Annotated in this window: 19 protein-coding genes and 1 pseudogene; 5 read left to right on the plus strand and 15 right to left on the minus strand. The window is 66.2% G+C overall.

Features of this window, described 5'->3' with window-relative positions; genetic code table 11:
* Positions 1 to 111 precede the first annotated feature (111 nt).
* Positions 112 to 2,550 carry a hypothetical protein gene (locus BJ970_RS08560; protein ID WP_184725706.1) on the plus strand — a complete coding sequence of 813 codons (2,439 nt, stop codon included), beginning with the start codon at positions 112 to 114 and terminating at the stop codon, positions 2,548 to 2,550.
* The gene (locus BJ970_RS08565) at positions 2,547 to 2,915 is read left to right on the plus strand and encodes a hypothetical protein (protein WP_184725709.1); all 369 of its coding nucleotides are present in this window, start codon (positions 2,547 to 2,549) and stop codon (positions 2,913 to 2,915) included. Before BJ970_RS08560 ends, BJ970_RS08565 begins: the two co-directional genes overlap by 4 nt.
* Before the next feature lie 260 nt (positions 2,916 to 3,175).
* Here the strand turns inward: BJ970_RS08565 and BJ970_RS08570 are convergent, their stop codons facing one another.
* Entirely contained in the window at positions 3,176 to 3,466 is a 291-nt protein-coding gene (locus BJ970_RS08570; protein WP_184725711.1) for an HC3 family zinc finger protein, read from the minus strand.
* 185 nt (positions 3,467 to 3,651) lie between these two features.
* Between BJ970_RS08570 and BJ970_RS08575 the strand changes: the two genes are divergently transcribed.
* Entirely contained in the window at positions 3,652 to 4,518 is an 867-nt protein-coding gene (locus BJ970_RS08575) for a helix-turn-helix domain-containing protein (protein WP_184725713.1), read from the plus strand.
* A 13-nt stretch (positions 4,519 to 4,531) separates the two neighbouring features.
* Positions 4,532 to 4,735 carry a DUF397 domain-containing protein gene (locus BJ970_RS08580; protein ID WP_184725715.1) on the plus strand — a complete coding sequence of 68 codons (204 nt, stop codon included), beginning with the start codon at positions 4,532 to 4,534 and terminating at the stop codon, positions 4,733 to 4,735.
* Positions 4,736 to 4,791: 56 nt separating this feature from the next.
* Here BJ970_RS08580 and BJ970_RS08585 read toward each other — a convergent pair whose 3' ends face one another.
* The 8 genes from BJ970_RS08585 to BJ970_RS08620 all read right to left on the minus strand — a co-directional run bounded on the left by BJ970_RS08585 (position 4,792) and on the right by BJ970_RS08620 (position 17,065).
* Entirely contained in the window at positions 4,792 to 9,405 is a 4,614-nt protein-coding gene (locus BJ970_RS08585) for an Eco57I restriction-modification methylase domain-containing protein (protein WP_184725717.1), read from the minus strand.
* Complete coding sequence (locus tag BJ970_RS08590; RefSeq protein ID WP_246470774.1) at positions 9,402 to 12,269, minus strand: SNF2-related protein; 2,868 nt, start codon at positions 12,267 to 12,269, stop codon at positions 9,402 to 9,404. The genes BJ970_RS08585 and BJ970_RS08590 overlap by 4 nt, the downstream gene beginning before the upstream one ends.
* Before the next feature lie 149 nt (positions 12,270 to 12,418).
* Positions 12,419 to 12,922: a hypothetical protein gene (locus BJ970_RS08595; RefSeq protein WP_184725721.1), complete on the minus strand. Its 504-nt coding sequence runs from the start codon at positions 12,920 to 12,922 to the stop codon at positions 12,419 to 12,421.
* Positions 12,922 to 13,500, minus strand: coding sequence for a SigE family RNA polymerase sigma factor (locus BJ970_RS08600; protein WP_184725723.1), 579 nt, complete (start codon positions 13,498 to 13,500; stop codon positions 12,922 to 12,924). Before BJ970_RS08600 ends, BJ970_RS08595 begins: the two co-directional genes overlap by 1 nt.
* 265 nt (positions 13,501 to 13,765) lie before the next feature.
* A complete protein-coding gene (locus BJ970_RS08605) occupies positions 13,766 to 14,716 on the minus strand; it encodes a DUF5926 family protein (protein WP_184725725.1) in 951 nt (316 codons plus the stop codon).
* 21 nt (positions 14,717 to 14,737) lie between these two features.
* The gene (locus BJ970_RS08610; protein ID WP_184728960.1) at positions 14,738 to 15,589 is read right to left on the minus strand and encodes a glycerophosphodiester phosphodiesterase; all 852 of its coding nucleotides are present in this window, start codon (positions 15,587 to 15,589) and stop codon (positions 14,738 to 14,740) included.
* Between the two features lie 238 nt (positions 15,590 to 15,827).
* Positions 15,828 to 16,712, minus strand: coding sequence for a DUF4328 domain-containing protein (locus BJ970_RS08615; RefSeq protein WP_184725727.1), 885 nt, complete (start codon positions 16,710 to 16,712; stop codon positions 15,828 to 15,830).
* 29 nt (positions 16,713 to 16,741) lie between these two features.
* Complete coding sequence (locus tag BJ970_RS08620; protein ID WP_184728961.1) at positions 16,742 to 17,065, minus strand: rhodanese-like domain-containing protein; 324 nt, start codon at positions 17,063 to 17,065, stop codon at positions 16,742 to 16,744.
* A 234-nt stretch (positions 17,066 to 17,299) separates the two neighbouring features.
* Here BJ970_RS08620 and BJ970_RS08625 point away from each other — a divergent pair, with 234 nt between their 5' ends.
* Entirely contained in the window at positions 17,300 to 17,518 is a 219-nt protein-coding gene (locus BJ970_RS08625) for a hypothetical protein (RefSeq protein WP_184725729.1), read from the plus strand.
* Between the two features lie 166 nt (positions 17,519 to 17,684).
* Here the strand turns inward: BJ970_RS08625 and BJ970_RS08630 are convergent, their stop codons facing one another.
* The 6 genes and pseudogenes from BJ970_RS08630 to BJ970_RS08655 all read right to left on the minus strand — a co-directional run bounded on the left by BJ970_RS08630 (position 17,685) and on the right by BJ970_RS08655 (position 24,431).
* Positions 17,685 to 19,250 carry a monocarboxylic acid transporter gene (locus BJ970_RS08630; protein ID WP_221467678.1) on the minus strand — a complete coding sequence of 522 codons (1,566 nt, stop codon included), beginning with the start codon at positions 19,248 to 19,250 and terminating at the stop codon, positions 17,685 to 17,687.
* A 239-nt stretch (positions 19,251 to 19,489) separates the two neighbouring features.
* Positions 19,490 to 19,795, minus strand: a pseudogene (locus BJ970_RS37690) (DUF485 domain-containing protein); the annotation flags it as partial.
* A 329-nt stretch (positions 19,796 to 20,124) separates the two neighbouring features.
* Entirely contained in the window at positions 20,125 to 21,867 is a 1,743-nt protein-coding gene (locus tag BJ970_RS08640) for a sodium/solute symporter (RefSeq protein WP_184728962.1), read from the minus strand.
* A gap of 43 nt (positions 21,868 to 21,910) precedes the next feature.
* The gene (locus BJ970_RS08645) at positions 21,911 to 22,318 is read right to left on the minus strand and encodes a hypothetical protein (RefSeq protein ID WP_184725735.1); all 408 of its coding nucleotides are present in this window, start codon (positions 22,316 to 22,318) and stop codon (positions 21,911 to 21,913) included.
* Between the two features lie 16 nt (positions 22,319 to 22,334).
* The gene (locus tag BJ970_RS08650) at positions 22,335 to 23,165 is read right to left on the minus strand and encodes a LytR/AlgR family response regulator transcription factor (RefSeq protein WP_184725737.1); all 831 of its coding nucleotides are present in this window, start codon (positions 23,163 to 23,165) and stop codon (positions 22,335 to 22,337) included.
* A 360-nt stretch (positions 23,166 to 23,525) separates the two neighbouring features.
* The gene (locus BJ970_RS08655; RefSeq protein ID WP_184725739.1) at positions 23,526 to 24,431 is read right to left on the minus strand and encodes a S49 family peptidase; all 906 of its coding nucleotides are present in this window, start codon (positions 24,429 to 24,431) and stop codon (positions 23,526 to 23,528) included.
* Between the last annotated feature and the right edge of the window lies 1 nt (position 24,432).

Below are 24,432 nucleotides of genomic sequence, written 5' to 3' on the forward strand. Positions count from 1 at the left end.
CCACTCGTTCGATCGAGCGGATCTTGGCAACTCGTTAGTGTGCTGTGGTCTCTCTCCGTACCTTACTGGCGATCAAGAGTAATGGGGGAAGGTTCCGTTTTGCGGCATGCCATGAGTTTCACCAAGATCGGTGAGCGGCTGTTTTCCGCTGGTCGAATGGACCGCGTCGGCGAGTTGCTGCGGGTAGCCGTCCAGCAATGCCGGAACGGCCAGCAACTGGGCGACAGCGAGATCAACGACGCTCTGGTGCTGGATCGCTGGCAGCTGAGCACGCTTCGCGTGACCGGGTTTCGCGGGGTGGTCAAGCCGTTCGTCTGGCACGTTCCGGGACCGGGCAATGTCGTGCTGGTGCATGCCGAGAACGGGGCCGGGAAATCGAGTCTGTCCGATGCGCTTCGAGTGGCGTTGCACGGCGGTATCGAGCACTGCCCGTCATTCGTGCATGACGATCTCCGCAAGCAGGAACCGCTGAATCACGGTGTCACGAGCGCCGCAGTGGACGTAGAACTGCTCGGCGACCGCGCGCATCGGTTGTGGCTCAACTGGCGACTGCGGCCCGCATCGGACACGGACACGCCGCCGGTGGAGCGATGCACCGCCAGCTGGAGCATGCCGGGGACAACCGAATCCGAACTGCACGTCCTCGGTTCGCGCTGGGCCGAGACGGTTGCCGCGCACCGGCCGGTGATCAGCTACGACGAGCTGAACTACCATTTGCGCGACGCGGCGCGGCTGAGCAGGTTCTGCACCGAAGCGCTTGCGTTGGGGCCCAACTGGTCAAGCTTGCACGAATACATCTCCAAGCGGTTGGAAATCGCATCGCACGCCGCAGAGCGTTGGGCCGAACTGCGTCGCAACGTCGCCGCCGAGCTCGCCGCGCTGGATGCCGAACTGACCGAGCAGCATCCGCTCGTGGAGCCACCCAAGCCGGTAGCGCTACCCGACTTGGAGACAGACGCTGGAAGCTGGTTCGCGCGTGTCTTCGGTAACGCGGTCACCAACGACGTTCTCGCCCCAGTGCGCCCCGACCTCCGGTCCAGGCTTAACGAGGCGTTCGCCGACACGACCGATGCCGTGGCCAGCTATCGCCGGGTGCGAAACGCCAGTCCGCTCAGCGAAGCACCAGGTGAAACGATCGCCGGGATCCGTCAGCTGCTGGCCACCACCGAAGGCGGGCAGGACTGTTGCCCGGTATGCGCCACGGCGGCCGGTTGGTCCGGTGGCTCCCACCGAAAGGCACGGGACCTGCAGGCGGTCGACGAGGAATTCGCCCTGGTCAGCCACCGGATGACCGAGCTCGCCCGGCTTCTCGGCGGAGAAGTGCGGCTGGCCTTGGAGGCGGCGCAGCAGCTTCCGGAAATCGGCGCAGAGGCAACCGAACTCGCGCATCTCGTGCGCCCGTTGCGGGGACGGCACGAATTGCGCGGCGAGCAAGACGAGGCGTGGCCGCTGCTGCTCAAGCTGCTTGCCAGTGGTTCCTTCGAGGGCCGTGTGCGGCGGGTGCTCGATGTGCTGATCAGTGCTGCGGACGTGCCGCACTACTGGCACCGGAGCCGGGCTCGCATCTGCCGGCAGTTGGCGGACTTCCGCTCCGACCAGGGCGATGTCGCGAACAGCGCCGGATCCTGGCGGGCGGCATTGGCCAGGCTGACCGATGTCTACGAGCAGGTTCGGGATGACCGGGTGCGCTCATTGGAGGCGGAAATCGAGGCGGTTCTGCGGGATTTCCTGGACGGCACCGGTTTCACCGGTTTGCAGGTGTCGATCACGGGCGCGCTGGGCGATCCGGAACGGGCGGAGTTGTCGCTTCGGTTCGGTCATCGGGTGCTCTCGGCCGGGGCGCTGTCGGCCGGGCAGTTCAACGCGTTGATGCTGTCGGTGCTTTTGGGCAGCAACGCCGCCGGCCCGTTTCGCTTTCTCGTCTTGGACGACCCGGTGCACGCGCTGGACGAGACCAGGATCCAGGTGTTGTGCCGTCATTTGACGAGGCTGGCCGAGCAGGATCGGCAGGTCGTGGTCTTCACCCACAGCGAGCGGTTGATCAGTGAGCTGGCGGACACGATTCCGACCGCGACGAAGATGGCGCTCGCCCGGGACGGCAACGATCAACATGTGCTCAACGACGTGACCCACCCGTGGCAGGCGTTGCTCGACCAAGCCCGGGATCTCACGTCTGGGCAGGTTCTCACGGAGCTGACGGTGGCGACGTTGTCGCTTGGCTTCTGCCGTCAGGCACTGGACGCAGTGGCCGTCGAGGTGGCACGTGAGTGGGCTCGACGGCACCCCGGCCCCCACCCGGTTCTCGAAAGGATTCGTCGCTCCGGCCCCACCCGGACCACGCTGCGAAGCTTGCAGGAGTTGATCGGCCGGGACCATCCCGGCAGCAAGGTGATCCAGAGCCTGCTGGACGGCGGCGAACTGGCGCATTTCAATGCTGCCGGGCACGGAAATGTCGAAGACCTGCACGAGCTTTCAACCAACGAAGTGCGACACAAGGTCAAGTACACCGAACAGTTCTGCGCCGATCTTGTCGAGGCGGTGCTCGGATGAGCGATGGAGCGTTGGCGACCATGTGGGCGGAGCTGTCGTCCAGTTCGCTGAATCCGATCCTGACCAAGCACGCCCTGGTCTTGCTGCTGCGCATCCGAATCGAAGCCGCGGCTAGGGATGTGCCGGGCCGGACGAATCCCGGCACCGGCCACATCCAGACGCGCCTGTGGGCGCTCGCGACGGCCGCGCCACCGGACGAGCAGCCCGCAGCGCTTGTCACGGTCCGCCGTGCCCGGCACATCTACACGGCCACCAGCGACTACCTACATGCCCGGCGAGCTGCGGTCCCTACCGAATCCGAGCTCGAAAGCTGGCGTGGCACCGTCGAAGAACTCGAACGCCTGGCGGTCTTGGCTCGAAGCTAGCCGGTGACGGCCGACGTATTCCTCTGTCGGCCAGTCGATGGGTTCAGGCGGTTGGCGAGCGGGTGGCTCGGGATGCCGGGTTTCGGCGGCATTCCCGTCGACGAGCTGCCACACCAGCACCGCTCCCGGACCGGCGTTGGCATGCTGGCCATGCCCTCCGCGCAACGGCAGTAGTGCGGTGATCGCGAATACGACCGCAACAGCGCCAAGGAAAGCCAGCACGTTGCCCGGCGTCTGAACCACGGCGAGAACCGGTGTCATCACTGCGCACCCGCCTTCCCCGCAGCGGCCTCTCGTGCTGCTGCCTTTCGTGCTGCTGCCTCTCGTGCTGCTGCGTCGCGGCGGGCTCGGGCCTCGTCCCAACAGGCCATGCAGGTCGGTGCGAACCAGTCCACCGCAGACGTTTTGACGATGGCCACCGCCGTGCCGCACAGGGTCTCCCGCTCCTGCCCGGGATACGGCGGTTCAACCGGCGACAACCCATGCCGCACACCGTCAACCGGGCGCCAGTACGCGACCACGCTTGTTGACCGGAAGATGTCGTACATCATCACTTCTCCTTGTTGCCGAAAGGAAAGCGGTGGCTCCGGCGAGTCGGGGAGGGAAGAAGCACCGGAGCCACCACAGACGGCAACGGACTGTATTGCTACCGTTACCGACAGACATCACGCTAGCGACTTTCGCAGCTATATAGCCAGCCTGTAAACCCAAAGGTGTGATCAGAAGGAGTCCGAACATGCCGCCAAACTCCCCGACAGTTGCCAACTGGGCGCTGGGACGCCGTCTTCGGGAAATACGCGAGGAAGCCGGGCTGGCCAGCGGCGCGGCATCCAAACTCATCGGCGTGACCTCGGCATACCTGTCCGAGGCAGAACACGGCAAGAAGACACTCGCCTTGGAGAAGCTGGACACGCTCATGGCGGAATACGGCATCGAGGATGCTGAGGCTCAGGAACTTCGCGCGCTGCGGGAGCAAGCGGTCCAGCGTGGCTGGTGGGCCAAGTACTCCGGCATCTTCAGCAATGACCTGCTGCGCTTCTTTGGCTTCGAGCACGGTGCGGAAGCAGTGCACGCCTACGACAGCGGCGTCATCAATGGCCTCCTACAGACCGAGGACTACGCCCAAGCGATCAGCGAGGCAAGCACCGGAAATCTCCGGTTGGCCGAAGTTGATCGCAGGGTCTCCTGCCGGATGACCAGACAGCTGAGGCTTACCGGCGAAGACCCACTCCGATTCAACGTCGTTATGTCGGAAGCCGTGCTGCGCCAAGAAATCGGCGGGCCGGATGTACTCAAGGCTCAACTTGAGCACATCCTCGCTCTCATCGACAAGCATCCCGACACCCTGGACGTGCGCATCGTTCCGTTCTCGGCCAGCGGACACGAGGCGATGGGCGGTTCCGCCTTCTACCTCATGACTTTCCCGAACGGCAGGCTCCCCACCGTGCTCTGGCAAGAGACCGTGACGTCAACCCACCTGATCATCGATCCCATCATGGTCCGGGAGTACGCCATCGCCCACACCGCCGCTACCCAAGCAGCGCTCAACCGCGAAGAGTCCCGCACACTCATCAAGAAGGTCTCGACAGAGCTGCCGCGATAACTACAGTTGGAACATGAGCACTTTCCATGCCTCGACGCACTTGAGTAAAGCGAGCTGGCGAAAGTCCCGTCGTAGCGCCAGCAACACCCACTGCGTTGAGGTCGCGGTAACGACGGGAGCGGTCGGCATCCGGGACACGAAGGACCGCGACGGCGGCACCCTCGTGTTCACGCCCACGCAGTGGACGTCGTTTACCGCGAGCCTGAAGCAGCGCTGAGGGGTCGTGCATGGTTGTGGTTGCCATAACGACCACAACCACGCACAACCACCTTGTCACGTCCGGGTGCGGAGGCGTTCGGTGAAGGCCTCGTGGGCGCGGGTCATGTCTTTCTCGCGGTCGACGCCGGTGAAGGGGAGGACGTAGCGGCCGAGGTCGGCTTTGGCGCCGTGCTTGGCGTATTCCTTGACGACGTCCTTGGGCACCTGGCGGCCGTTGGCATCGAACCGCATCTCCCGCTCGTACTTGCGCAGCACCCCGAACTGAGTCCGGTAGATCGTGCACAACTCCTCGGCTGTGATGTCCAACATGATCGCCGCCAAAGCATCGATCTCAACCAACGCCTGCCGCCGGTCAAAATCCACCCGCAACGGCGTACCCATCTCCCACTCCCGCCGCACATCCCCCAGTGTCGGCCGATCGTCCCGATCGTGCGTCCAGAAGTCCTCCCGCCACCGGTCGTCGAACAACTCCTGCCAAAACGGCTCGTAGTACCGAGTAAGGCAGTTCAGCCGGAGGGCACGCAGGATCAGCTCTGGCTCAAGCGGGTGGTTCCGCACGTGCGGGAGCCTGCGTATAATTGAATTCTTGAGCTCCGTCGCCCCGGAAACTTTAATTAAAAAATCCCCCGCTAGGGACGCCCAAAAAGCGGCCGCGCATGCGAGATCTATCTTTCCCGCCGTCATCGCCAACACTGTGTTCACATGCGTAGGCCCAGGCGGAACCAACGCAGCGTGAAGAGTCCTTACTGTAGACGAGTCCGCCATACGCCGCCATACAATACGCCAGGATTCATTCGACGGCTTCCCATCCCAATGCGGATAGCCCACCAGGTACTCATTCAGTGGCTTCGCGCGCTGGTAGCTCGTGCGCGGCAACGCCCACTCCCCGGCCGCTTCCAGATCCCATTCCTCGTAATCTTTAGCATTCCGCATCGATGGTCGCGGCTGCCTCGCCAACGGATTAGCAACGGAAAAATGCGGCCCTTGGAGAATGACATCTTCAGGTCGCTCCACAACATCGGACCGCCGAACAAAGTAACCGTCCTTCCGCTGCGTTGTCTCATTCCATCCAGGCGTCCAATAAAACTTCGTGCTACCGAAACGAGAAGCAGCAGCCAGTTTCAACAGCACAGCTTGGCTCTCCGTGTTAACCGGCCGCACCATCCGAGCTTCATCTGCAGGCGTCCCCGGCTCGTCGATCAACGCAGACCAACCGGCGAGAACAGTCCGGTCCACCTCCACTATTCGACCTCGATGCGGACGCACATCCCATTCATCATCTTCGTCTTTAATTCCAGGCTCCGGACCGGACCCATCGTGTTCTAGCGACCTATCGATCGTGTCGGGATAATAGAGCGAAAACATACTCTTAAACGCAACCGGACGCTCCGCGCCATATACATGGACACCAAATTCGCGCGTGTTAAGAATCTCAAAAAGGCGCCTCTCGTTTCGAAATTGCCAATGCCGCCGCAATCGGCGATAGACAACCCGCCTAAATTCGCCAGCTCGAGCCTCGGTGAAATGACTTTCGGGATGAATGAGGCCAACAATACCCGAAGAGCGCATCGACCTCCACGCTCTTTCCATGAAACACCGATACAGATCTGGACGCAGCCCCATCAAAACCGAACGGTCAACACCACTTCCAAGGTGCTCTAGAATGCCGGCATTCGAAGAACGTTCAACTAGATAATCGCCAGCATGGCTCGAATCCAACAAATCACCTCGGCGATCGTCTTTAATCGTCACATCGGCTTTCTCGTTGAATGTGAACCAGGGATCCTTTTCCGCCAGAATCGTGTCGTCTTCCCAGTCGGGCCGCACCCAGGGCGGGTTCCCCACCTGGAGATCGAAGCCGCCAGCCGCAAACACCGGGGCGAAGTCTAGTTCCCAGTGGAAGAAGCCTTCCTTGTCCGCGATCCGTTCGCATTCTCTCAGCCAGGGCTGCCAGGCGAGGGCTTCGTGGACGTCGCGCATGTTGTGCCAGTCGCGCTGCTCGGCTTCCGCCTCGTCGAGGCCCGCCCAGTCGGCCCCGTCGAAGAAGGTTTGCTGACCGTGCTTTTCGGCGACAGTGACGCGGCCCGCTTGGCCCAGCAATGCTTCCAGGCCGTCAAGCCAGTCTTCCCAGTCCGGGGGTTCGCAGTCGGCTGTCGTCGGCCAGAACCACAAGGCGCACCAAGCGTCCATTGCGCGGCGTAATCGGCGGTAGGAGTTGTTCTCGTCCGCCAGGAACTCTTCGACCTGCTCGCGGGTCACTCCGTTCGACCGCCGCGCGAGCTCCGGTGCTTCCCACACATCCGCCTGGCGGCTGATCTTCTTCTCGGCGATCTCCAGCCGTTGTGCGGCCAGCGACCACAGCGCCTCCACCCGGCGGGCTAACGCGTGTAATCTCATGCGCTGCTTCGCGTTCGGCGCCTTGCGGACCGCGCTGCGCCAGTTCTTGAGCGTCGCCGTCTGATCTGGCACCAACTCCTTGGCTTCCTTGGTGTCGGCGACCGCGCCCCAGCCCTTGGCCGGGAGCAGGAAGTGGTGCACCTTGCCGTTGCCGAGCGCACCCAGCGGCACGTCACCGTTGATCGGCAGGTCTGTCGGCACCACGTCGAGCCACTTGAACGACTTCTTCGGCGGCACGTCGTACACCGCGCGCCGACCGCCGATCAGCGAGTTGCCCCGCCGCAAGTGCAGACCGAACCACGGCGCCTTCAACCCGGCGTGCATGGCGTTAAGCCACAACGACACCTCCGCCAGCTCGACTGCGGTGCCGTTGAGGTCCACGCCATAGCACTGGTGCAGGCTCAAATACGCCTTGACTCGCTGCAGTTCCAGCGCATACCGCTCCGGCTCGATCACCTTGTCGAGCTCTTCTTGACGGCGCTTGAGGTACTCCTCGGCGAGCTGATTCACCGCCTCGATCAGGAACGCTCCCGAGCCCAGCGCGGGCTCGCACACCGTGTATTCCAGGATTCGCTGGGCCGGAGTGCGCTGGCCGTCCTGATCCAGCAGCTCGGCGAGCGAATGTTTCACCACGCAGCGCGTCAGCACCTCCGGCGTGTAGTACGAGGCGCTGCGCTGCCGCTCTCGCCCGGACAACCGGTAGACGAACGTTCCCTTCCGGTGCAGCCGCCGACGCGGCTCTCCGGTCTCCGGATCTTCGTCCCTGACGAACACCTCACCCGGGAGTTCCTGCGCTTGCTTGGCGTTCACCACCCAGGTGCCCTTGCTCGGGTCGCCGCCCTTGGCTACCTCGTAGAGGTCCTCCTCCGCCAGGAAACCGGTGTAGGACATCAGGCCCTCGTACACCGCACCAAGCTGGTTGATGCCCAGCTGCGCGTACGAAACGAACCCGGCGTCCCGGCCCTTCGTCGGCTTGGACAAAAGCAACTTCCGCAGCACCGTTTGCAGGCATTGGTTGCCCAGGCCAACACCGCTGACCCGTAGCTCACTGCGCTCGGAATCCCAGTTGTCGTCCACATTGGAGGGAGCGTCGATCAGCGAAATGGCGCCTTCGGCGAACAGGTCCGCCCGCAGCGCCTCGAACGGCAACCCGTCGTCCTCGGCCTCGTGCCCCTGGTCGACCAGCTGGAACAGCTTGTGCAGCGACTCGTAGAGGTGGGTGCCGTCCAGCGAACGCCGCTCGGTCAGCTCGACCAGGGCCAGATCGCGCAGCCGGTCCAGGCCGTAGCCCTCGGCGTACTCCGGTGCCTTCGCCGGCACGATCTCCAACTCCGGCCGTGCCTCGGCATACAGCAGGAACAAGATCCGGTACAGGAACCGCAACGCCTGCTTCTGCAGCATCAGCGGCAGATCGCTTAGGCCGTCGACCGGCAGCCCGGCGCGGCGGCGACGCACCACGATCTCGTTGGCCACCAGCTCGACCGACTCGCGCACGCCCTCGCGCAGATCCTTCGACACCCCAACGGCGTGCTTGACCGAATCCTCCAGCACCGCGTCCAGGCCGCAAGACCCGTCCTCGCGCGGAAGCAAGCCATCGGAACCGACCAGCGCGGCAATCGTCTCCAGCTCACCGGCCGACCGGGTGTCCTTGCGTTCGGCCGCCGTGGCCAGGTCAACCGCCAGCCACCGCCCCTCCGGCCAGCGCTCCCGGTCGGTCAGCAACAACCAGCCGCCGGCCTGCACCAACACCAGTCTCGGCGGCTCCTCCGCCAGGAACAGCGCGGAAATCACCTTGCTCAGGCCCGGCTCCGGCTTGCCGTCGATAGTCGCCGGGACCAGCAACCGCCCCAGGCCCTCGACCGTCTCCAGGTTCCAGTCGAGAATGTCCTCCACGGTCCGTGCATCCATCGCCTGCAGGATGGCCAGGTGCAGGCCCGACGCGGTACGGTGCGCGATCCCGTCGACCTCGACCGCCGCCCCGAGCCGGACCACCTTGATCTGCTCGGGCTCCGCATCCAGCAGCAGCGCCTGCCTGGCCTGGAGGTAGAACTCACGCAAGACTTTCTCGTCGGGCCGTTCCCGAGCCGACGCCAACAGCCTCGCCGCGGTTCCGGCGAACCCGGTCAGCCCGCTGCGAGGCGTTGCGACCTTGGCTTCCTCACGTTCCGCCCAATACTTGCGCAACGCCTTGACCCGCGTCGGGAACTGCTCCGACAGGTAATGCTCGGAGACGAAATCCCCGGTCACCACCACCGAATCGAACGCGCTCACCGAACGCCCTCCTGCACGTCCTGCCGGGGCGCGATGACCGCAAGCACGCGCACCCCCGGTTTGCCCACGGCGCGCAGCGACTCCAACGACGTCTTCGCGCCCCGCACGACCGCATCGATCTGCTTCAACATCCGCGTTCGCGGCCCCGCGTCTCGGCCTTCCGCGATCCGCCTGCTGTCGGCCTCCCACCGCTCCAGACGTGCTTCGGCCTCCCACACCGGAGCGGCGAGTTGCCTGCCCTGTTCCACCAGAATCCGTTGCAGGTGGGCGCGCATCGCGGCGACGCCCTTGGGTACCAACCACTGCCAGTCGCTCGGATCGAGGTCGTAACCTGCGTTGATGCCGCCATCCCGAATGCCGGCATCTTCCAGGATCTCCAGCGCATCCGAACTGCCGATAGGCCCGGATCGCGGGTCGTCATCGACGAACCCGAACGCCCAGTTCGTGCAGCTCACCACCTGGCCGCGGGCATTGGTCAAAGTGCCCTGCACGAGAACTGTCGGCAGCTCGACATCCCCGACGACCAGCGGCACCTGGTTGCGCTCGAATCGGGCGAGAGCCCGGTCGCATGCCCAATCAAGCACCGGATGCAGCGGGCCGAGGAAATGCGCTTCCGGCCACAGCGTGCCGGACTCCTTGTGATCCCTCGCCCGCTTCAGCGAATCCTCGGCGCTCGGCTTGTCAGTCGCCAACACCAGGCGCTCAGTAACCTTGCGTTCGGTCCGGTAAGACTGCGGCAATGCCCGGAAACGTCGCTTCAGGTCCGGTGGTGGGGTCAGCCGAACCCAGCTGCCGTCATCGCTCTCCTCCCAAGCCACGCCGCCCCTGCCGACCGGCTCGGCCGGGTTGGGATACACCTCCCGGAGAGCTTCCCGGAGAAAGTCGAGATCGGTGCGGAACAGGTTGTGCCCGTCGTCGACCTCTACATCGTCCGGGGCTCGCTGATCTCCCTGCGCCATCAGCTGGTGGAAGAAATCCCATTCATCGACGTCGTCGGAGAGGTCCGGCACCACCTCCTCGATGTCACGCCCCTTCGCCAGAGCCTCCGCGACCGCCTGCTCTTCCTTGGTGACGCTGTGCAGGTTCAGCAAGGTGGCGGCATCGCCCAACGCCTGGTGCGCGGCATGCTCTTTGTCTAGGAGCTTGGTCAACACCCGCACATCACCGGTAAAGCGATCATTGGTCGAAGTCAGGGCGAGCGCGGTGATCTGTGGCGGGTACTTCTGGCCGTACCGGTCGATCCGGCCGTTGCGCTGCTCGATGCGGATCAGGCTCCACGGAATGTCCACGTGTACGAGGTTGTGGCAGTGGGCGTGCAGGTTGACGCCCTCACTCGCGACATCGCCCGCGACCAGGACCCGCACCGGAGAGTCCGCGAGCTTGAACTGCTCCACAACCGCTTGCTGCTTGTCGTCCGGCAAACCGCCGTGCAACATGGCAAAGGCCTCGACCGGCATGCGCAAGGCATTCGGCAGTTCCTGCAACAGCCAGCGCAGCGTCGCCAACCGCTCGCTGAACAGCACGACCCTGGTTTCCGACTTCGAGCCGACACCGATCTTGCCGAGGTAGCCGACCAACTCGGTCAATTTCGACTCGCCCGTCGCCTGCGCCTCCGCCGCGAGCTTGCCCAAGGTGTCCAAAGAGGACAGTTCGGCTTCGGTTCGTTTCTTGCTTTGCCTGCGATTCGCGATAGTCTCACGCAACGCTGCGGTCGAAGAAAGCGCGGCTTTCGCCAACGTCCAGGGGAACAACGTGTTGTTGGTCCCCTCCAGCGGAGAACGCCCCGGCTCGGGATACAGCCAGCTGTCCGTCAGCTCGTTAATGATCTTTTCCTCCGCGGAGTTGGCCGGAATGGCCAGCACCTTCGGCTCCGGACGCTCCGCCCAGTCCTTGCCGACTTCGTCAGCCACATCGGCGGAGTGCCGATGCCGCCGTACGAACAGGTGCGCGATGTCTTCGACCTGATAATCGCTTCGATCGCTGATCGCGGTGGCATCCAGCAAGCTCACCAGCTCGGCGAACGATTCCGGTTTGCCGTTGTGCGGCGTGGCCGAGGCGAGCACAAGTGCATCGGTCCGCGGTGCCAGCACCCGCGCCAGCTCATTATTCAGGGTGCCGGTGTTGGTCAGGTTATGCGATTCGTCGATCACCACCGCATCCCAGTGGTGCTTCTCCAGATGCGCCCGGTACTGCCCGGATTTCAGCGTGTCGACCGAGACGATCACCTTGCGGTAGTAGGTGAACGGATTGCGGCTGGCCGGCAATTCCTGCCGGACGCGTTTGATTCCATCCGAATCCAGCCGCACCAGTGGAATCGCGAACCTGGTCCACAGCTCGTGCTGCATCTGCTCCAGGACGTGGCGTGGCGTCACGACCAGGATCCGTTCCGCGCGGCCTCGCCGCGCGAGCTCGGCCAGCAACATGCCGATTTCAAGCGTTTTTCCGAGCCCGACGGCGTCCGCTATCAGGATCCGGGTCCGCAGATTCGTCCGGGACAACGCCTGGGCCACGGCACGGCGCTGGTATCCGAGCTCATCCAGCAACATCCGGTGGGAAACGATCAAACGCTCGTCGTGCAACGGTACCGCCGTCTTCCGCAGCACCGCTTCCAGCCACAGTCGCGTGCGCCGAAATTGCGGCGAGTCATCCGGCACCACCTCGGCTTTCTCCGGCACCAGTGGGCGGAGCTGATCCAAGTCGGTCAGAAACGTCGCATCGGTGTCTCGCACCAGCTCCGACACTCCGGTGCAGGACACCGCCCACGCGCTATTCTTCAATCGTTCCGCCGACCGGACGATCCACGCCTCGTCACGGACTTCCACGATCGTTCCCGGCGCAAAGCCATCCACCTGTTCGTCGGCCAAACCATGCCCCCTAGCCCGCTGCATTCCGCCGATCACATAGGCATTCGATCACATGGTGCATCGTGCCGGATAAGGCTTCGTTTCACGGTCACTTTCACGGCTTTCAAAGAAAGCGAGCGGTGCGTGAAGTGCGGCTGCCTGATACCTGATCACGGGCCGGGGGCGTTGGGTTCGGTGGCCGCCGGGGTCTGGGACGAGGTCGGGTCCGGCTCGGACGTCTGCGGCGCCGAGGTCGTTGGGGCCGGCTTGGACGTGCTCGTTCTCAGCAGGATCGACGGCGGGGGGCTCGTGCGGGTCGGCAGGTCCGTCGTGTTCGGCTGCACCGGCGCCTGACCCGGCGGCTGCTGCCCCGGCGGGGGAGCCGGAGGGTTCTGCGTGGGTTGCGGCGGCGAAGTCGAGGCCGGGTTCGGAACCTGTTGCACCACGGGTGGCACGGCGGGTTGCACCGGCGGATCCGACTCGTGGCTGACCAGCACCACCCCGCCACCCACCAGCAAGGACGCTGCGAGTGCTCCGCCGGTCGCCGCGAGCATGCCGATGCGCTGCCGGCGGCGACGCGCGCTGGCGACCAGCGCCCACTCCGCCCCGGTGCGCACCGGGATGTCCAGGCGGTCGTCTCGGAGGATCCGCTGTAGCTCGTCCTCCAGGTCCATCACACGTCACCTCCCTCCGCTAGGGGCCCGAGTCGCTTGCGCAACGTCGCCAACGCCTTGCTGGCCTGGCTCTTCACCGTTCCGCAGCTGACCCCCAGGGTGTCGGCGATCTCGAGTTCGGAAAGTCCCTCGTAGTAACGCAGCACGACCACCGCGCGTTGCCTTGGCGGGAGCGATTTCAGCGCGACCCACACCGGCTCGTGTTCCAGGCGATCCTTCTGGACGGCGGCGGGGACGTCCGGGAAGTCGGCGAGCAGCGTTTCCCGGCGCGCCCGCCGCCAACGGCTCACGTGCGTGTTCGCCATCGCCTTGCGCACGTAGGCGCTGGGGTCATCGCAGTTCCGGCTGATCTTCGCCCAGCGCGCGCCGACCTTCTCCAGCACGGTCTGCACCAGGTCCGCAGCGTCGTGTGGATTGCCGGTCAGGGCATGGCCGTAGCGGATCAGCCCGGGTAGCGCTACCCGGACGAACTCCGCGAAGTCATCTTCTGTCGCCGCCATGTCCCCCCGACGCGCCCGCCCGTGGTAGACGCCGGACGCCTCGGCGGCGGTCGGCACTGCGGGCAGGTGCGCGGTCACCCCTCCACCTCCTCAACGTCAAATATCGCCGTGGAGGTACACGCCGCTACGCATTGATCGGTTGCCTAACTAGGACATTGATCACTCGTTCGGCGCAATGAACCCGTCGGGTTCGGGAAACGGCGTCGTGCGGCCCGGTGCACCGCTAATGCACCCCGCCGAAGCCGTTTCCCGAGCGGCATTCCCAAGCGGCTGTTCGCCGACACCTAATGTCCACTATGGACACGATGGCGAGGCCTGCCGCGACGGATCGGAAGTGGTGTTGTCAGCGGATGGTGATCTGGCGACCGCGGAGGCCATCACGGGCCCGCCGCTCCGCGGCGTTCAGCGGCTCGGTGTCCAGCGAGCCGAGGGCCTCGGCCAGCCGACGCCCGAGCTCCGCGGCGGGTTCGTCCCACTCGCGCGCGTGCTTCTCGCGGTCGAGGTCCCACACCGGCACCAACAGGCCGTGCGCGCGGAACGACCCCGCGTACCTGCTGTCCTCGCCGAGCGCGAGCTCGCCCCGGGCCGACAGCCGCGCGAGCGCTGCGAGCAGCTGTTCCTCCGGCTCCGGGCGCACCCACCGCAGGTGGGCCTTCTCCCCGGCGTCGACCCAGTAGGCGGATTCCACACCTTCGGCGGTCAGCCGTTCAGTCGGCATGATCGCCGCGTTGGCCCGCTCCAGGGACAACGCCACCTCTCCGGTCGGCTCCACGTCTTCGGGCAGCCACCAGGAAAAGTCCTTGTGCAGCTCGACATCCAGCGGCGCGACCGGGTCGAGGAGGTCCTGCAAGCGGGGCGGGACGGCGCCGACCTCGGCCGTCTCCGGGCCCACCACCGACAGCGTTTCACCGAGCTCGGCGGAGCGCACCCAATCCACGGCACGCGCCAGATCTCGGCTGATATCACCGGAATGAGTCTGCACCTGGAGCCCGATGAAGGCCTTGTCGTCGTTGCGCCGCAATGCGGCGGCGGCCATCGGCAGCACGGTCGCGAGCGTGACCTCGCCGCCGTCGCGCAACGGCAGCTTGGCCGTCGCCGACGGAACGAACTCGCGCAGCGCCACCAGCTCGCACTCCGCGGCCAAACCCTCGAAGGGCCTGGTCACGATCACGTTGGCGGCACCTCCGGCGGCACCGTGGCAGGCCTTGTAGCGCTTCCCGGAACCGCACGGGCAGGGCTGGCGCGGTTTGATCCCGATGTCCGCCTGAGGCTTGGGTGCGGTTCGCTTCGACACTGCAGATCCCCTCGCTTTCGGTCACTTCGTCGTGACGCTACCGAACTGCGCGGGTCTCGATTGAGCCAGGTGGAAGCGGGTGGATGCGGGTGCGTTGGTGGCCATGAAGCGCACTCCGGCTCGGCGGCACAGCTCGACGTCGGCGACCTCGTCGACGGTCCAGCAGTAAGTGTCGCGCCCGAGTGCCGCGGCGCGCTCAACGAATCCCGGGTCCTCGCGCAGCAAGCGGATGTCCGGCCCGGCGAGGTCCGCCCACGGCGGCAGCACCCCGGTCCGCCACGAACCGCGGAAGCGCTTGAACAGCTGGACCGTCGGCACCCCGGGCGCTGCCTCGCGGAACCGGCGCACCGCCGACTGGGAGAAAGACATCATCAGCACCGGTGAGCTCTCCGGATCGGCGGGCCCCGCCATGCCGTACCGGGCCAGCAGCGCGACCAGTTTGTGCTCCACCAGCCCGCCGTAGCGGACCGGGTGCTTGGTCTCGACGAATAGCCGAACCGGCCGCGAGTGGTCCCGGACCATGCCGAGCAGTTCGTCAAGCGTCAGCACGCCGCGCTCGCGCGCGCCCGCCGGGCCGCGAACCAACTCGTCCGCGGACCCTGGCAGTTCGTGTCGCCAGCCGGTGAAATCCACCTCCGCCATCGCCGCGACGGTGAGCTCGCTGACCACGCCGCGAGCGTTGGAAGTCCGGTCGATGCGCCGGTCGTGCACGCACACCAGGTGGCCGTCCCGGCTGACCCGGATATCGCATTCGAGGGCATCGGCGCCCTGTTCGAGGGCCAGTTCGTAAGCACCGCGGGTGTGCTCGGCGTGGTGTGCCGAGGCGCCTCGGTGCGCAACAACGTCGGGGGTCGGTTGCCGCACGGCGCCCATTATGGAGGCGACCTCGATCCACTTCCGGCGTTTGTGACACACCGCAACCACGCCGTGCTGGTGAGCGGTCAACACCGCCCCGCGTCCGCCGCGGCCACTGAAGCCATCGGCACCCGGTTTCACCAGGTCACGAGCTCGTTCGTGGTCCGGCACGCGGCAAAATCCAACAGCCCCGGGAAGGACCGGCCGCGCGAATGGTCGTCCGGGCGAGGGCATCGGATGGCCGGCCTGGGCGCCGTTAGCGGGGGGCGGTGGTCGGTCGAGCGGCCCGCGGCGGTGGCGGAGCGGCATGGACGGCGCGGACCCTGAGGTGTTTGAGCTCGGTCGGATCCAGCGGGGCGAGCAGCCGCATCAGGTACTTGATCACCATGACCGTCTGCACCGCGAGGACGGTGACCAGGGCATTGTTGAGCGCGTGCAGCACGACGCCGTCGGCCAGGGCTTGGACGCTGCCGCGTAATCCCCAGCCGAAGACGAGCCACCCGAGCAGCAGGGTCGCCCCCCACACCGCCCACCACAGTCGGACGCGCAGGGTCGGGAACGGTCGTACCCCCCGCTTCCGCGCCCCCTCCGCGACGAGCACGGAATGCTCCAGTTCGGCCAGCACCGAGCCCGGTACGAACAGGTTCAGCCCAGGAACCAGGACGCCGACGACGACCTGCCAGTCCGGCCGGGCGTTACGCACGCCGATGCGCGCAGCAGCCGCAGCGCGCGCCCGCAGCCCCCACACCACGACCAAGACGCCACAGAGCACGCCCAGCACCCAGAGGATCATGCCGGTCGTGCTGACCAGGGCATCGGAGATGGCTAGCGGCGTGCGCGGCAATGCGTGACTGCGGCTGATCAGCAGCAGGACGTAGCGCCAGCCCTCCGCGAAGGTTGCCAGGGCCGCCACCACCGCAGTGATCCACAGCGTCGCCACCGCGGTTCCCGCGGTGGATTCCGCCCGCGCCATCGGATCCGCGTGCGCCCGCAGCGGCAGCGCCAGCGGCCACCGCCATGCAAGCAGCGGGAACCCCCAGCGCGGCACGGCCGGATAGGCCGGCGGGCCGGTGTAGCGGCGCGGTCGGCGCGGCGGGCGGATCCGTCGCGGGCCGCCCGGTGGAGTGGCGATCCACTCCATGGGCGACCCGGGGCCGGGAGGTCGGGCGGTCACAGCACGTACGGCTCGCCGTCGGCGTCTTCGGAGACCAGCGGTCGGCCGATGGACGACCAGCCGTTCATGCCGCGTTCGACGTTGACCGCATCCCAGCCGTTGGCGTTGAGGTACGCGGTGACCTTCGCCGACCGACCACCGGACCGGCAGACGACGTAGACCTGATCGGCCTCCGGGATCTCGTCGAGCCGCTGCACGAGCTCGCTCATCGGGATGTGCACGGCCTCGGGCGCGTGCCCGGCCTGCCACTCGTTAGCCTCGCGCACGTCGAGCAACACGCTGCCCTCGGGCAGCTGCGCGGGCAGTTCCTCCGGCTGCACGCCGGGCACCTGATGACCGGGGACTGGGGTAGTCACACCCCGATGCTGCCACGCCTCGCGTGGTGTCGGCGTGAGACCCGAACGACCTAGACGCCGACCAGGGATTACGCGAGATCGGCCGTTGGTTGCTCATGCTTTCGGTGGGAGATCAACGTTTCGAGACCACCACGTGACAGAATGCACTTGTTCGATCCAGTTCCGTTCGCGGAAAATCCACCCGACCGAAAGGAAGCCGTGTCTCGTCGAGCCATTCTCCGCTGGCCTAACGGCAGCGACTGGGGGCATCTCGCGACCGTCCCCGACGACGGCGGGCTGCCGCGGTTCGCGGGGTTCGTGCGGATGACCGATCAGCGCGTGCAACACCTGCTGGCCCGCACCACGGCCCGCCCTGCCGACGGCGACATGTGGGAAATTCACTTCACGTTCGCCGAGTGCGAGCTGATCGCCGCGTGAGAGCCGGTTGCCAAGCGGCGCAGCCACGCATTCTCGCCTGGACGGTCCCGACACCGCGTGCCGGACTCGCATGAGTCGGGGATCCGGCGCATCGCAGGCCGTGAACAGCAAGGTGCCCCGCCCGGCTGGTGGCCGGACGGGGCACCCGCCTTCGGGAAGGAGCAATTCAGTGCGTGATCGCCTTCTCCGAACCGGCACCGGTCAGCGACCGGACCTCCATCTCGGCGTACTTCTGGGCGTTGAGCGGCTCCTTGCTCAGCACGGTCCCGAGGTAGCCGAGCAGGAAGGACACCGGGATCGACACCAGGCCCGGGTTTTTCAGCGGGAACAGCGCGAAGTCCAGCGACGGGAACATCGATTCCTCGCCACCGGAAACGGCGGGCGAGAACACGATCAGCACGATGGTGACCGCCAGACCGCCGTAGATGCTCCACAGCGCGCCGTTGGTGTTGAACCGCTTCCAGAACAACGAGTACAGCAGCGTCGGCAGGTTCGCCGAGGCGGCCACCGCGAAGGCCAGCGCCACCAGGAACGCCACGTTCTGGCCGTTGGCCGCGATGCCGCCCAGGATCGACACGACACCAATGACCACCGCGGTGATCCGGGCGACCCGGACCTCCTGCGCCTTGTCGTCGACCGAGCCTTTCTTGAGCACGTTGGCGTAAATGTCGTGCGCGAACGAGGCGGACGCGGTGATGGTCAGCCCGGCGACGACCGCCAGGATCGTCGCGAACGCCACCGCGGAGATGAAGCCGAGCAGCAGCGGGCCGCCGAGTTCCAGCGCCAGCAGCGGCGCGGCCGAGTTCACCCCGCCCGGCGCCTTCTTGATCACCTCGGACCCGACCAGCGAACCGGCACCGTAGCCCAGCACCAGCGTGAACAGGTAGAACAGGCCGATCAGCCAGATCGCCCAGACCACCGAGCGGCGGGCCTCCTTGGCGGTGGGCACGGTGTAGAAGCGCATCAACACGTGCGGCAGACCCGCGGTACCGAGCACCAGCGCGATGCCGAGCGAAACGAAGTCCAGCTGGCTGGTCCCGGTCTTGCCGTACTGGGCGCCGGGATTGAGCAGCTTCTCGCCACCGACGTCGGCGGCCGCGCCGAGCAGCCCGGAGAGGTTGAAGCCGTAGAGGCCGAGCACCCACACCGTCATCACGAAGGCACCGGCGATCAGCAGCGCCGCCTTGATGATCTGCACCCAGGTGGTGCCGCGCATGCCACCGACCAGCACGTACAGGATCATCAGCGCGCCGACGACGGCGATCACCGCGGCCTGCCCGGCCTTGCTGGTGATGCCCAGCAGCAGTGCGACCAGGCCACCGGCGCCGGCCATCTGCGCGAGCAGGTAGAAGAACGTCACGGCCAGGGTGGACAGCGACGCGGCGGTGCGCACCGGACGTTCCTTCATCCGGAAGCTCAGCACGTCGCCCATCGTGTACCTGCCGGTGTTCCGCAACAGCTCGGCGACCAGCAGCAGCGCCACCAGCCAGGCGACCAAGAAGCCGATGGAGTACAGGAAACCGTCGTAGCCGTAGACCGCGATGGCCCCCGCGATGCCGAGGAACGAGGCCGCCGACAGGTAGTCACCGGCGATCGCGACGCCGTTCTGCGGGCCGGTGAACGCGTGGCCGGCCGCGTAGTAGTCGGAAGCGGTCTTGGTGTTGCGGCTGGCCCGGAAGACGATGATCAGGGTGACCACGACGAACAGCGCGAAGATGCCGATGTTCAGCATCGCGTTGTCGGAGGTGTCGCTCTGGGCCAGTGGGGACAGTGCAGCGATCACTTCTGGCCTCCCGCGACCTCGTCCTGCGTGTCCTGCTCAGCGGTCTCGGCGGCACCGTCCTTGACGCCCGTGCCCTTGGCGGCGTCGTCCTTGACTTCTGCGTCCTTGTCGACCGGGCTCTTCTCGGCAACCTCGTCCGCGCGGTCGTCGGCGGCGGGTGCCTTCTCGGTCACGCCCGTCGCGGTCGCACCCTTCTCGACGGTGCACCTGATCTCCTCGGCGACCTGGTCGAGGTTCCGGTTGGCGTACCGCACGTACCAGGTTGTGATGGCGAACGTGGACACGAACTGCAGCAGGCCTAACACGAGGCCGATGTTGATGTTGCCGACCAGTTTGATGCTCATGAAACCGTGCGCGTAGTCGGCGAGCAGCACGTAGACGAGGTACCAGGCCAGGAATAACGCCGAGACCGGGAAGACGAAGTTGCGCAGCTTGCGTCGCAGGACGGTGAATTCGGGGCTGCTTTGGGCAGCGGCCCAGGTTTCGGCGTCAATACCGGACCCGGACCCGAGTTGGTCCGTGGCGCTCACGATGGCCCTCCCGACGAAGAAAGGCTCCGTCCCGGGTGCCGCCGGTGCGGGAGCCTGCTGATCAGTTCGACGCGGGAACGCTACGTAGTTCGACCACGGCTGTGAAGACCCGTTGGGAGTACACCAGCTAACGATCGAGTGAAGCTGACCCAGTCCAACGGAGCAACTAGCCAAAATTCTTCGCTCTTTCGACGTATTAGTTCGCGATTGAGCCGAAAATTTGAACACTAAAAGTAGTCAAAATGCGGATGAAAATCCACCCGAAGAGCGCAAAGTCGTGATCGTGATCACTGTCAGCGGTGATGGCGCCCCTTGGTCGGCGCCTGCTCCGCGGCACCCGCGCCGAGCCGACCGTCGAAGAAACCGAGCCGGTCCGGCGCGTGCAGACGCAACATCACCCGGCCGACCCCGTCCGGGACCCGCGCCCGGGTCGCCCGGCTGACCAGATAGGTGACCGCGAACGCGATCGGCACCGTGACCAGCGCCGGTTGCCTGGCCAGCGTCGTCCACCAGCCGACCGAATCCCCCGCGAACTGAGTCAGCGCCACCGCGATCAGCACCAGGCTCCCGCCGGCCACCATGCCGCAGGCGGCCCCGGCCGCGGTCAGCCCACGCCACCAGATCCCGAGCACCAGCATCGGGCAGAACGTCGAAGCGGCCATCGCGAACGCCAACCCGACGCTGCGCGCGATGTCGTGGTTGTCCTCAGGCAGCGCCAACAACGTCGGAGCAAGGCAGGCCAGCGCGGCGACCAGCCGGAAATCGAGCTTCAGGCCGCGCCACGCGACCCGCGACGACAGCACCGAGGCCAGGCTCATCACCAGGCCCGACGAGGCCGACAAGAACGCCGAGAACGCCCCCGCCGCGGTGATCGCCGCGAGCAGCCCGCCCGCCCAATTACCCAGCATCGCTTGCGGTAGCAGCAAAACCGCCGCATCGGCCTCGCCGGTGACCAGCAGCTGCGGCACGTACAGCCGGGACAGCAGCCCGAAGATCGTCGGGAAAAGGTAGAAGGCGCCGAGCATCACGAGCACGTAGAGCGTGGTGCGGCGCGCGCCGGTCCCGCTCGGGTTGGTGTAAAAGCGAGCCAGCACGTGCGGCAGCCCCATCGTGCCCAGGAAGGTCGCGATGAACACCGAATACGTTTCGAACAGGCCGCGAAACCCCTCGTTCTGCGGCCGCAACCAATCGGCGTTGTTCGGGTCTGCCCCCGAGACGACCGGAGTCGCCGCGCCCGCCGGGAACCGCAACTCGGTGCCCGCCGCCATCGAATACTCGCCGGGCTGCAGGTAGAGGGTGTCGGCGCCGTCGGCCAGCCACACCGGCTCGCGCACCTGCAGCCGCACGTCGGTGTCGAGGTGCACGGTCGTGTCCCGCTGGAAGACCGGCGGTAGCGGTTCATCGAGCGCCTGATGCTGCGGCTCGGTCAGGAACACCAAGAACAGCACGAACGCGGGCAACGTGATCGCGAACAGCTTCGCCCAGTACTGGAAACCCTGCACCAGCGTTACGGCCCGCAACGCGCCGGTCAACACGCTGGTCAGCACGATCATCGCGACGGCGCAAACCCCCACCCAGTAAGGAACTCCGACGATCGCCGCCAGGGCCAGCCCGGCGGCCTGCAACTGCGGCACCAGGTAGAGCCAGCCGATCACCACCACCAGCACGGTGCATAGCGCCCGCAAGTGCAGCGAATCCAGCCGCGCCTCGGCGAAATCCGGCAACGTGTATGCGCCGGAGCGGCGCATCGGCGCGGCGACGAACAGCATCAACGCCAGGTATCCGGCGGTGAAGCCGATCGGGTACCACAGCGCGTCGGCGCCGTCCTTGAGCACCAGGCCCGCGACGCCCAGGAACGACGCGGCCGACAGGTACTCACCGGAGATCGCCACGGCATTGCGCTCTTCGGGCACCAGCTGCCGCGCGGCGGAGAGGTCTGAAGTGGTGCGCGCCGACCGGGAACCCCAGATTCCGATGCCGAGGGTCGCCGCGACGATCAGCACTATGCCTAACAGGGACCAAGAACTCGAAACCATCGCACCGCGCCGCCCCAGGTGTGTGGACATTCGTAGTCGATCATCACTGCTCCACCATGTGGATGAAATCCCGCTCGTGCCGCTCCGCGCTCCGAGTGCACAGATATCCGATCAGCACCAGGAACGGGTAGGCCAGCCCGCCAAGCAGCACCCACGGCAACCGGAGGCCCAGCACCTCCACGGCGCCGGTCCAAGGCACGGCCCAGAAAAGCACCGGCAGCCCCAGCAGCACGACCGCCACGACCCCGGTCAGCACCAGCGCGCTGCGCAGCTGCACCTTCATCAGGTGGCGGACCAGCACTTCACCGACGCTGGTCTGCTCCTCCAACTCCATGATGGTGCGGGCGATCTGGCGGGTGCGGCGGTCGGCGAGCACCACGCGCTTGCGCCGCCGCCGGGGTGTGCCATCTCCCGACCGCGCGCGGATGTCGAAGCCGTGGTCCGGGCTCATCCCGGCGAACCGCGGTTCACTGCTGCCCCCAGCTCTGCCGCGGCGCCCGGACCAGCCGGTCCTTCAGCTCGCGGGTGTGCCGTCGGCTGACCGGCAGTTCCTTGGGCGGCCCGCCGCCGAGCACCACCGAGTAGCCGGACGACGACATGCGCAGCTCGGTGACCAGCGGCAGCGACACCAGGAAAGACCGGTGGATCCGCAAGAAACCGGCCTCGGCCCAGCGCTCTTCCAGCTGGGCCAGCGGAATCCGCACCAGGTGCGAATCGTCGGCCGTGTGCAGCCTCGCGTAGTCGCCCTGTGCCTCCACCCAGCGCACGTCCTTGCGCGGAATCATCCTGGTGGTGCCGGCGAGTTCGACGGGGATGACCTCGTCGTCGTCGGCCGCCGGGGCCTCCAGCGCGCGAGGTCCCTTGGCCGCCTGGGCCTTGTTCTTCTCGATGGTGCGCAGCGCGCGATCGACGCGTTCGGAGTTGGCGGGCTTCATGATGTAGTCCAGCGCGCCGACCTCGAAGGCTTCCAGCGCGTTCTCCTCGTGCCCGGTGATGAACACCAGGGCCGGTGGATTGCGAAACGCGGTGAGCACCCGGGCCAACTCCATCCCGCTGAGTCCGGGCATCGACACATCCGCGAAAACGGCATCCACAATGGACTCTTCCTGGTCGCGGTTGCCGATCAGCTCGGGATCGTCACTGCGCAGCAGGCGCAACGCCTCGGCCGCGTCGAACGCCGTCAGCACCCGCCCGACCCGCGGGTTATTGCCGAGCAGGTATTTCATCTCGTCCAGCCCGGCCATCTCGTCGTCGACGGCCAGAACGACAAGACCCGTTGAATTCACTCGTGTACTCACTGCAACGCCATATCCTGCCGCGCCCACGGCGCACTGTCCATGATCGAGTGTCGGCTCACACACTGGCGCGGACTTGCACCGCCCCAAACCGACAAGTGAGGTCAGTCACGCCTGCCAACCAAACTAGTTGTTCACGGAGCGCGAAGGAACCCAGGGGGTATGCGCCCTGGATTTTGGCTCAGCGACACCGGTTTTCGCCCGAACAGACGATCAGTTGCGGCCGAATGAGTGATGTCTTTCAGTGGCCATTTTAACGCATTGTGATCATGACGATTACCCTACGTTCGCTACCGGATCCAGCCGCGCACCACGGGTCTTCCGCGGTTTCAATTGAAACCGCGGAAAATCGCCCTGCGGCGGTCAGAGACCGAAGCGGTTCCACATGGCGCGGTGTTCCAGGGCCTCAACAGCGGACAGCACGGTGTCCGCACCACCGCGGCCGAACCGGACCGACGACGCCATGCCCAGGCGGGCCAGCAGCGGCTTGCGCGGCTCCACTGTCAGCAGGTGCGCGTCCGGGAACCTCTCCTTGACGATGTCCCGCAGCGTGCCCAAACCGTCGACCAGCCCAAGCTCCGCCGCCTTCGCCCCGGTCCACACCTCGCCGGAGAACAGGTCCTCGCCCGAATCGCTCAGCTTGCCACCACGGCGCTTGCGCACCCAGTCCCGGAACTGCTCGTGCAGCTCGTCCTGCAGGCCGCGCAGCCACTGCACGTCCTCATCCTTCTCCGGGCGGAACGGATCGAGCCGGACCTTGTGCGTACCGGCGGCGTGCACCCGGCGCTCCACGCCGAGCTTCTCCAACAACCCGGTCAGCCCGAAGCTCGCGCTGACCACGCCGACGGAGCCGACCATCGACGTCGGATGCGCGTAGACCTCGTCGGCCGCGCAGGCCAACCAGTAGCCGCCGGAAGCCGCGACGTCCTCGCAGAACGCCAGCACCGGCACCTTCTTCTCCTCGGCCAAGCCCCGGATCCGGTCGGCCACCAGCGCCGACTGGGTCGCCGCCCCGCCCGGCGAGTTGATCGACAGCACCACGGCGCTGAGCCGGTCATGCCCGAACGCGCGGGTCAGCGCGGATTCCACGGTCTGCAGCGAAATCGTCGGCCGGCTCATCGGCGACGGCGTCGGCGTGATGACGCCGTGCAGCTTCACCACCGCGACAACCGGTCCACGCTCGGCGCGCTCGGCGAGCTTGCCCGGCAGCTTCGAGGACAACTTCCCGGTCAACATGTCGGTGAACTTCTGCGGCGCCTTTTCGTCCATA

The organism is Saccharopolyspora phatthalungensis, from assembly GCF_014203395.1.
Classification (GTDB): Bacteria; Actinomycetota; Actinomycetes; order Mycobacteriales; family Pseudonocardiaceae; genus Saccharopolyspora; species Saccharopolyspora phatthalungensis.

What these genes read in the sequence shown, in the direction of transcription:
- BJ970_RS08640 (WP_184728962.1), bottom strand. Translation starts at nt 21,867, where the DNA reads ATGGTTTCGAGTTCTTGGTCCCTGTTAGGCATAGTGCTGATCGTCGCG.
- BJ970_RS08630 (WP_221467678.1), bottom strand. Translation starts at nt 19,250, where the DNA reads ATGCTGAACATCGGCATCTTCGCGCTGTTCGTCGTGGTCACCCTGATC.
- BJ970_RS08655 (WP_184725739.1), bottom strand. Translation starts at nt 24,431, where the DNA reads ATGGACGAAAAGGCGCCGCAGAAGTTCACCGACATGTTGACCGGGAAG.
- BJ970_RS08595 (WP_184725721.1), bottom strand. Translation starts at nt 12,922, where the DNA reads ATGGACCTGGAGGACGAGCTACAGCGGATCCTCCGAGACGACCGCCTG.
- BJ970_RS08575 (WP_184725713.1), top strand. Translation starts at nt 3,652, where the DNA reads ATGCCGCCAAACTCCCCGACAGTTGCCAACTGGGCGCTGGGACGCCGT.
- BJ970_RS08645 (WP_184725735.1), bottom strand. Translation starts at nt 22,318, where the DNA reads ATGAGCCCGGACCACGGCTTCGACATCCGCGCGCGGTCGGGAGATGGC.
- BJ970_RS08560 (WP_184725706.1), top strand. Translation starts at nt 112, where the DNA reads ATGAGTTTCACCAAGATCGGTGAGCGGCTGTTTTCCGCTGGTCGAATG.
- BJ970_RS08565 (WP_184725709.1), top strand. Translation starts at nt 2,547, where the DNA reads ATGAGCGATGGAGCGTTGGCGACCATGTGGGCGGAGCTGTCGTCCAGT.
- BJ970_RS08580 (WP_184725715.1), top strand. Translation starts at nt 4,532, where the DNA reads ATGAGCACTTTCCATGCCTCGACGCACTTGAGTAAAGCGAGCTGGCGA.
- BJ970_RS08615 (WP_184725727.1), bottom strand. Translation starts at nt 16,712, where the DNA reads ATGGAGTGGATCGCCACTCCACCGGGCGGCCCGCGACGGATCCGCCCG.
- BJ970_RS08570 (WP_184725711.1), bottom strand. Translation starts at nt 3,466, where the DNA reads ATGATGTACGACATCTTCCGGTCAACAAGCGTGGTCGCGTACTGGCGC.
- BJ970_RS08610 (WP_184728960.1), bottom strand. Translation starts at nt 15,589, where the DNA reads ATGGGCGCCGTGCGGCAACCGACCCCCGACGTTGTTGCGCACCGAGGC.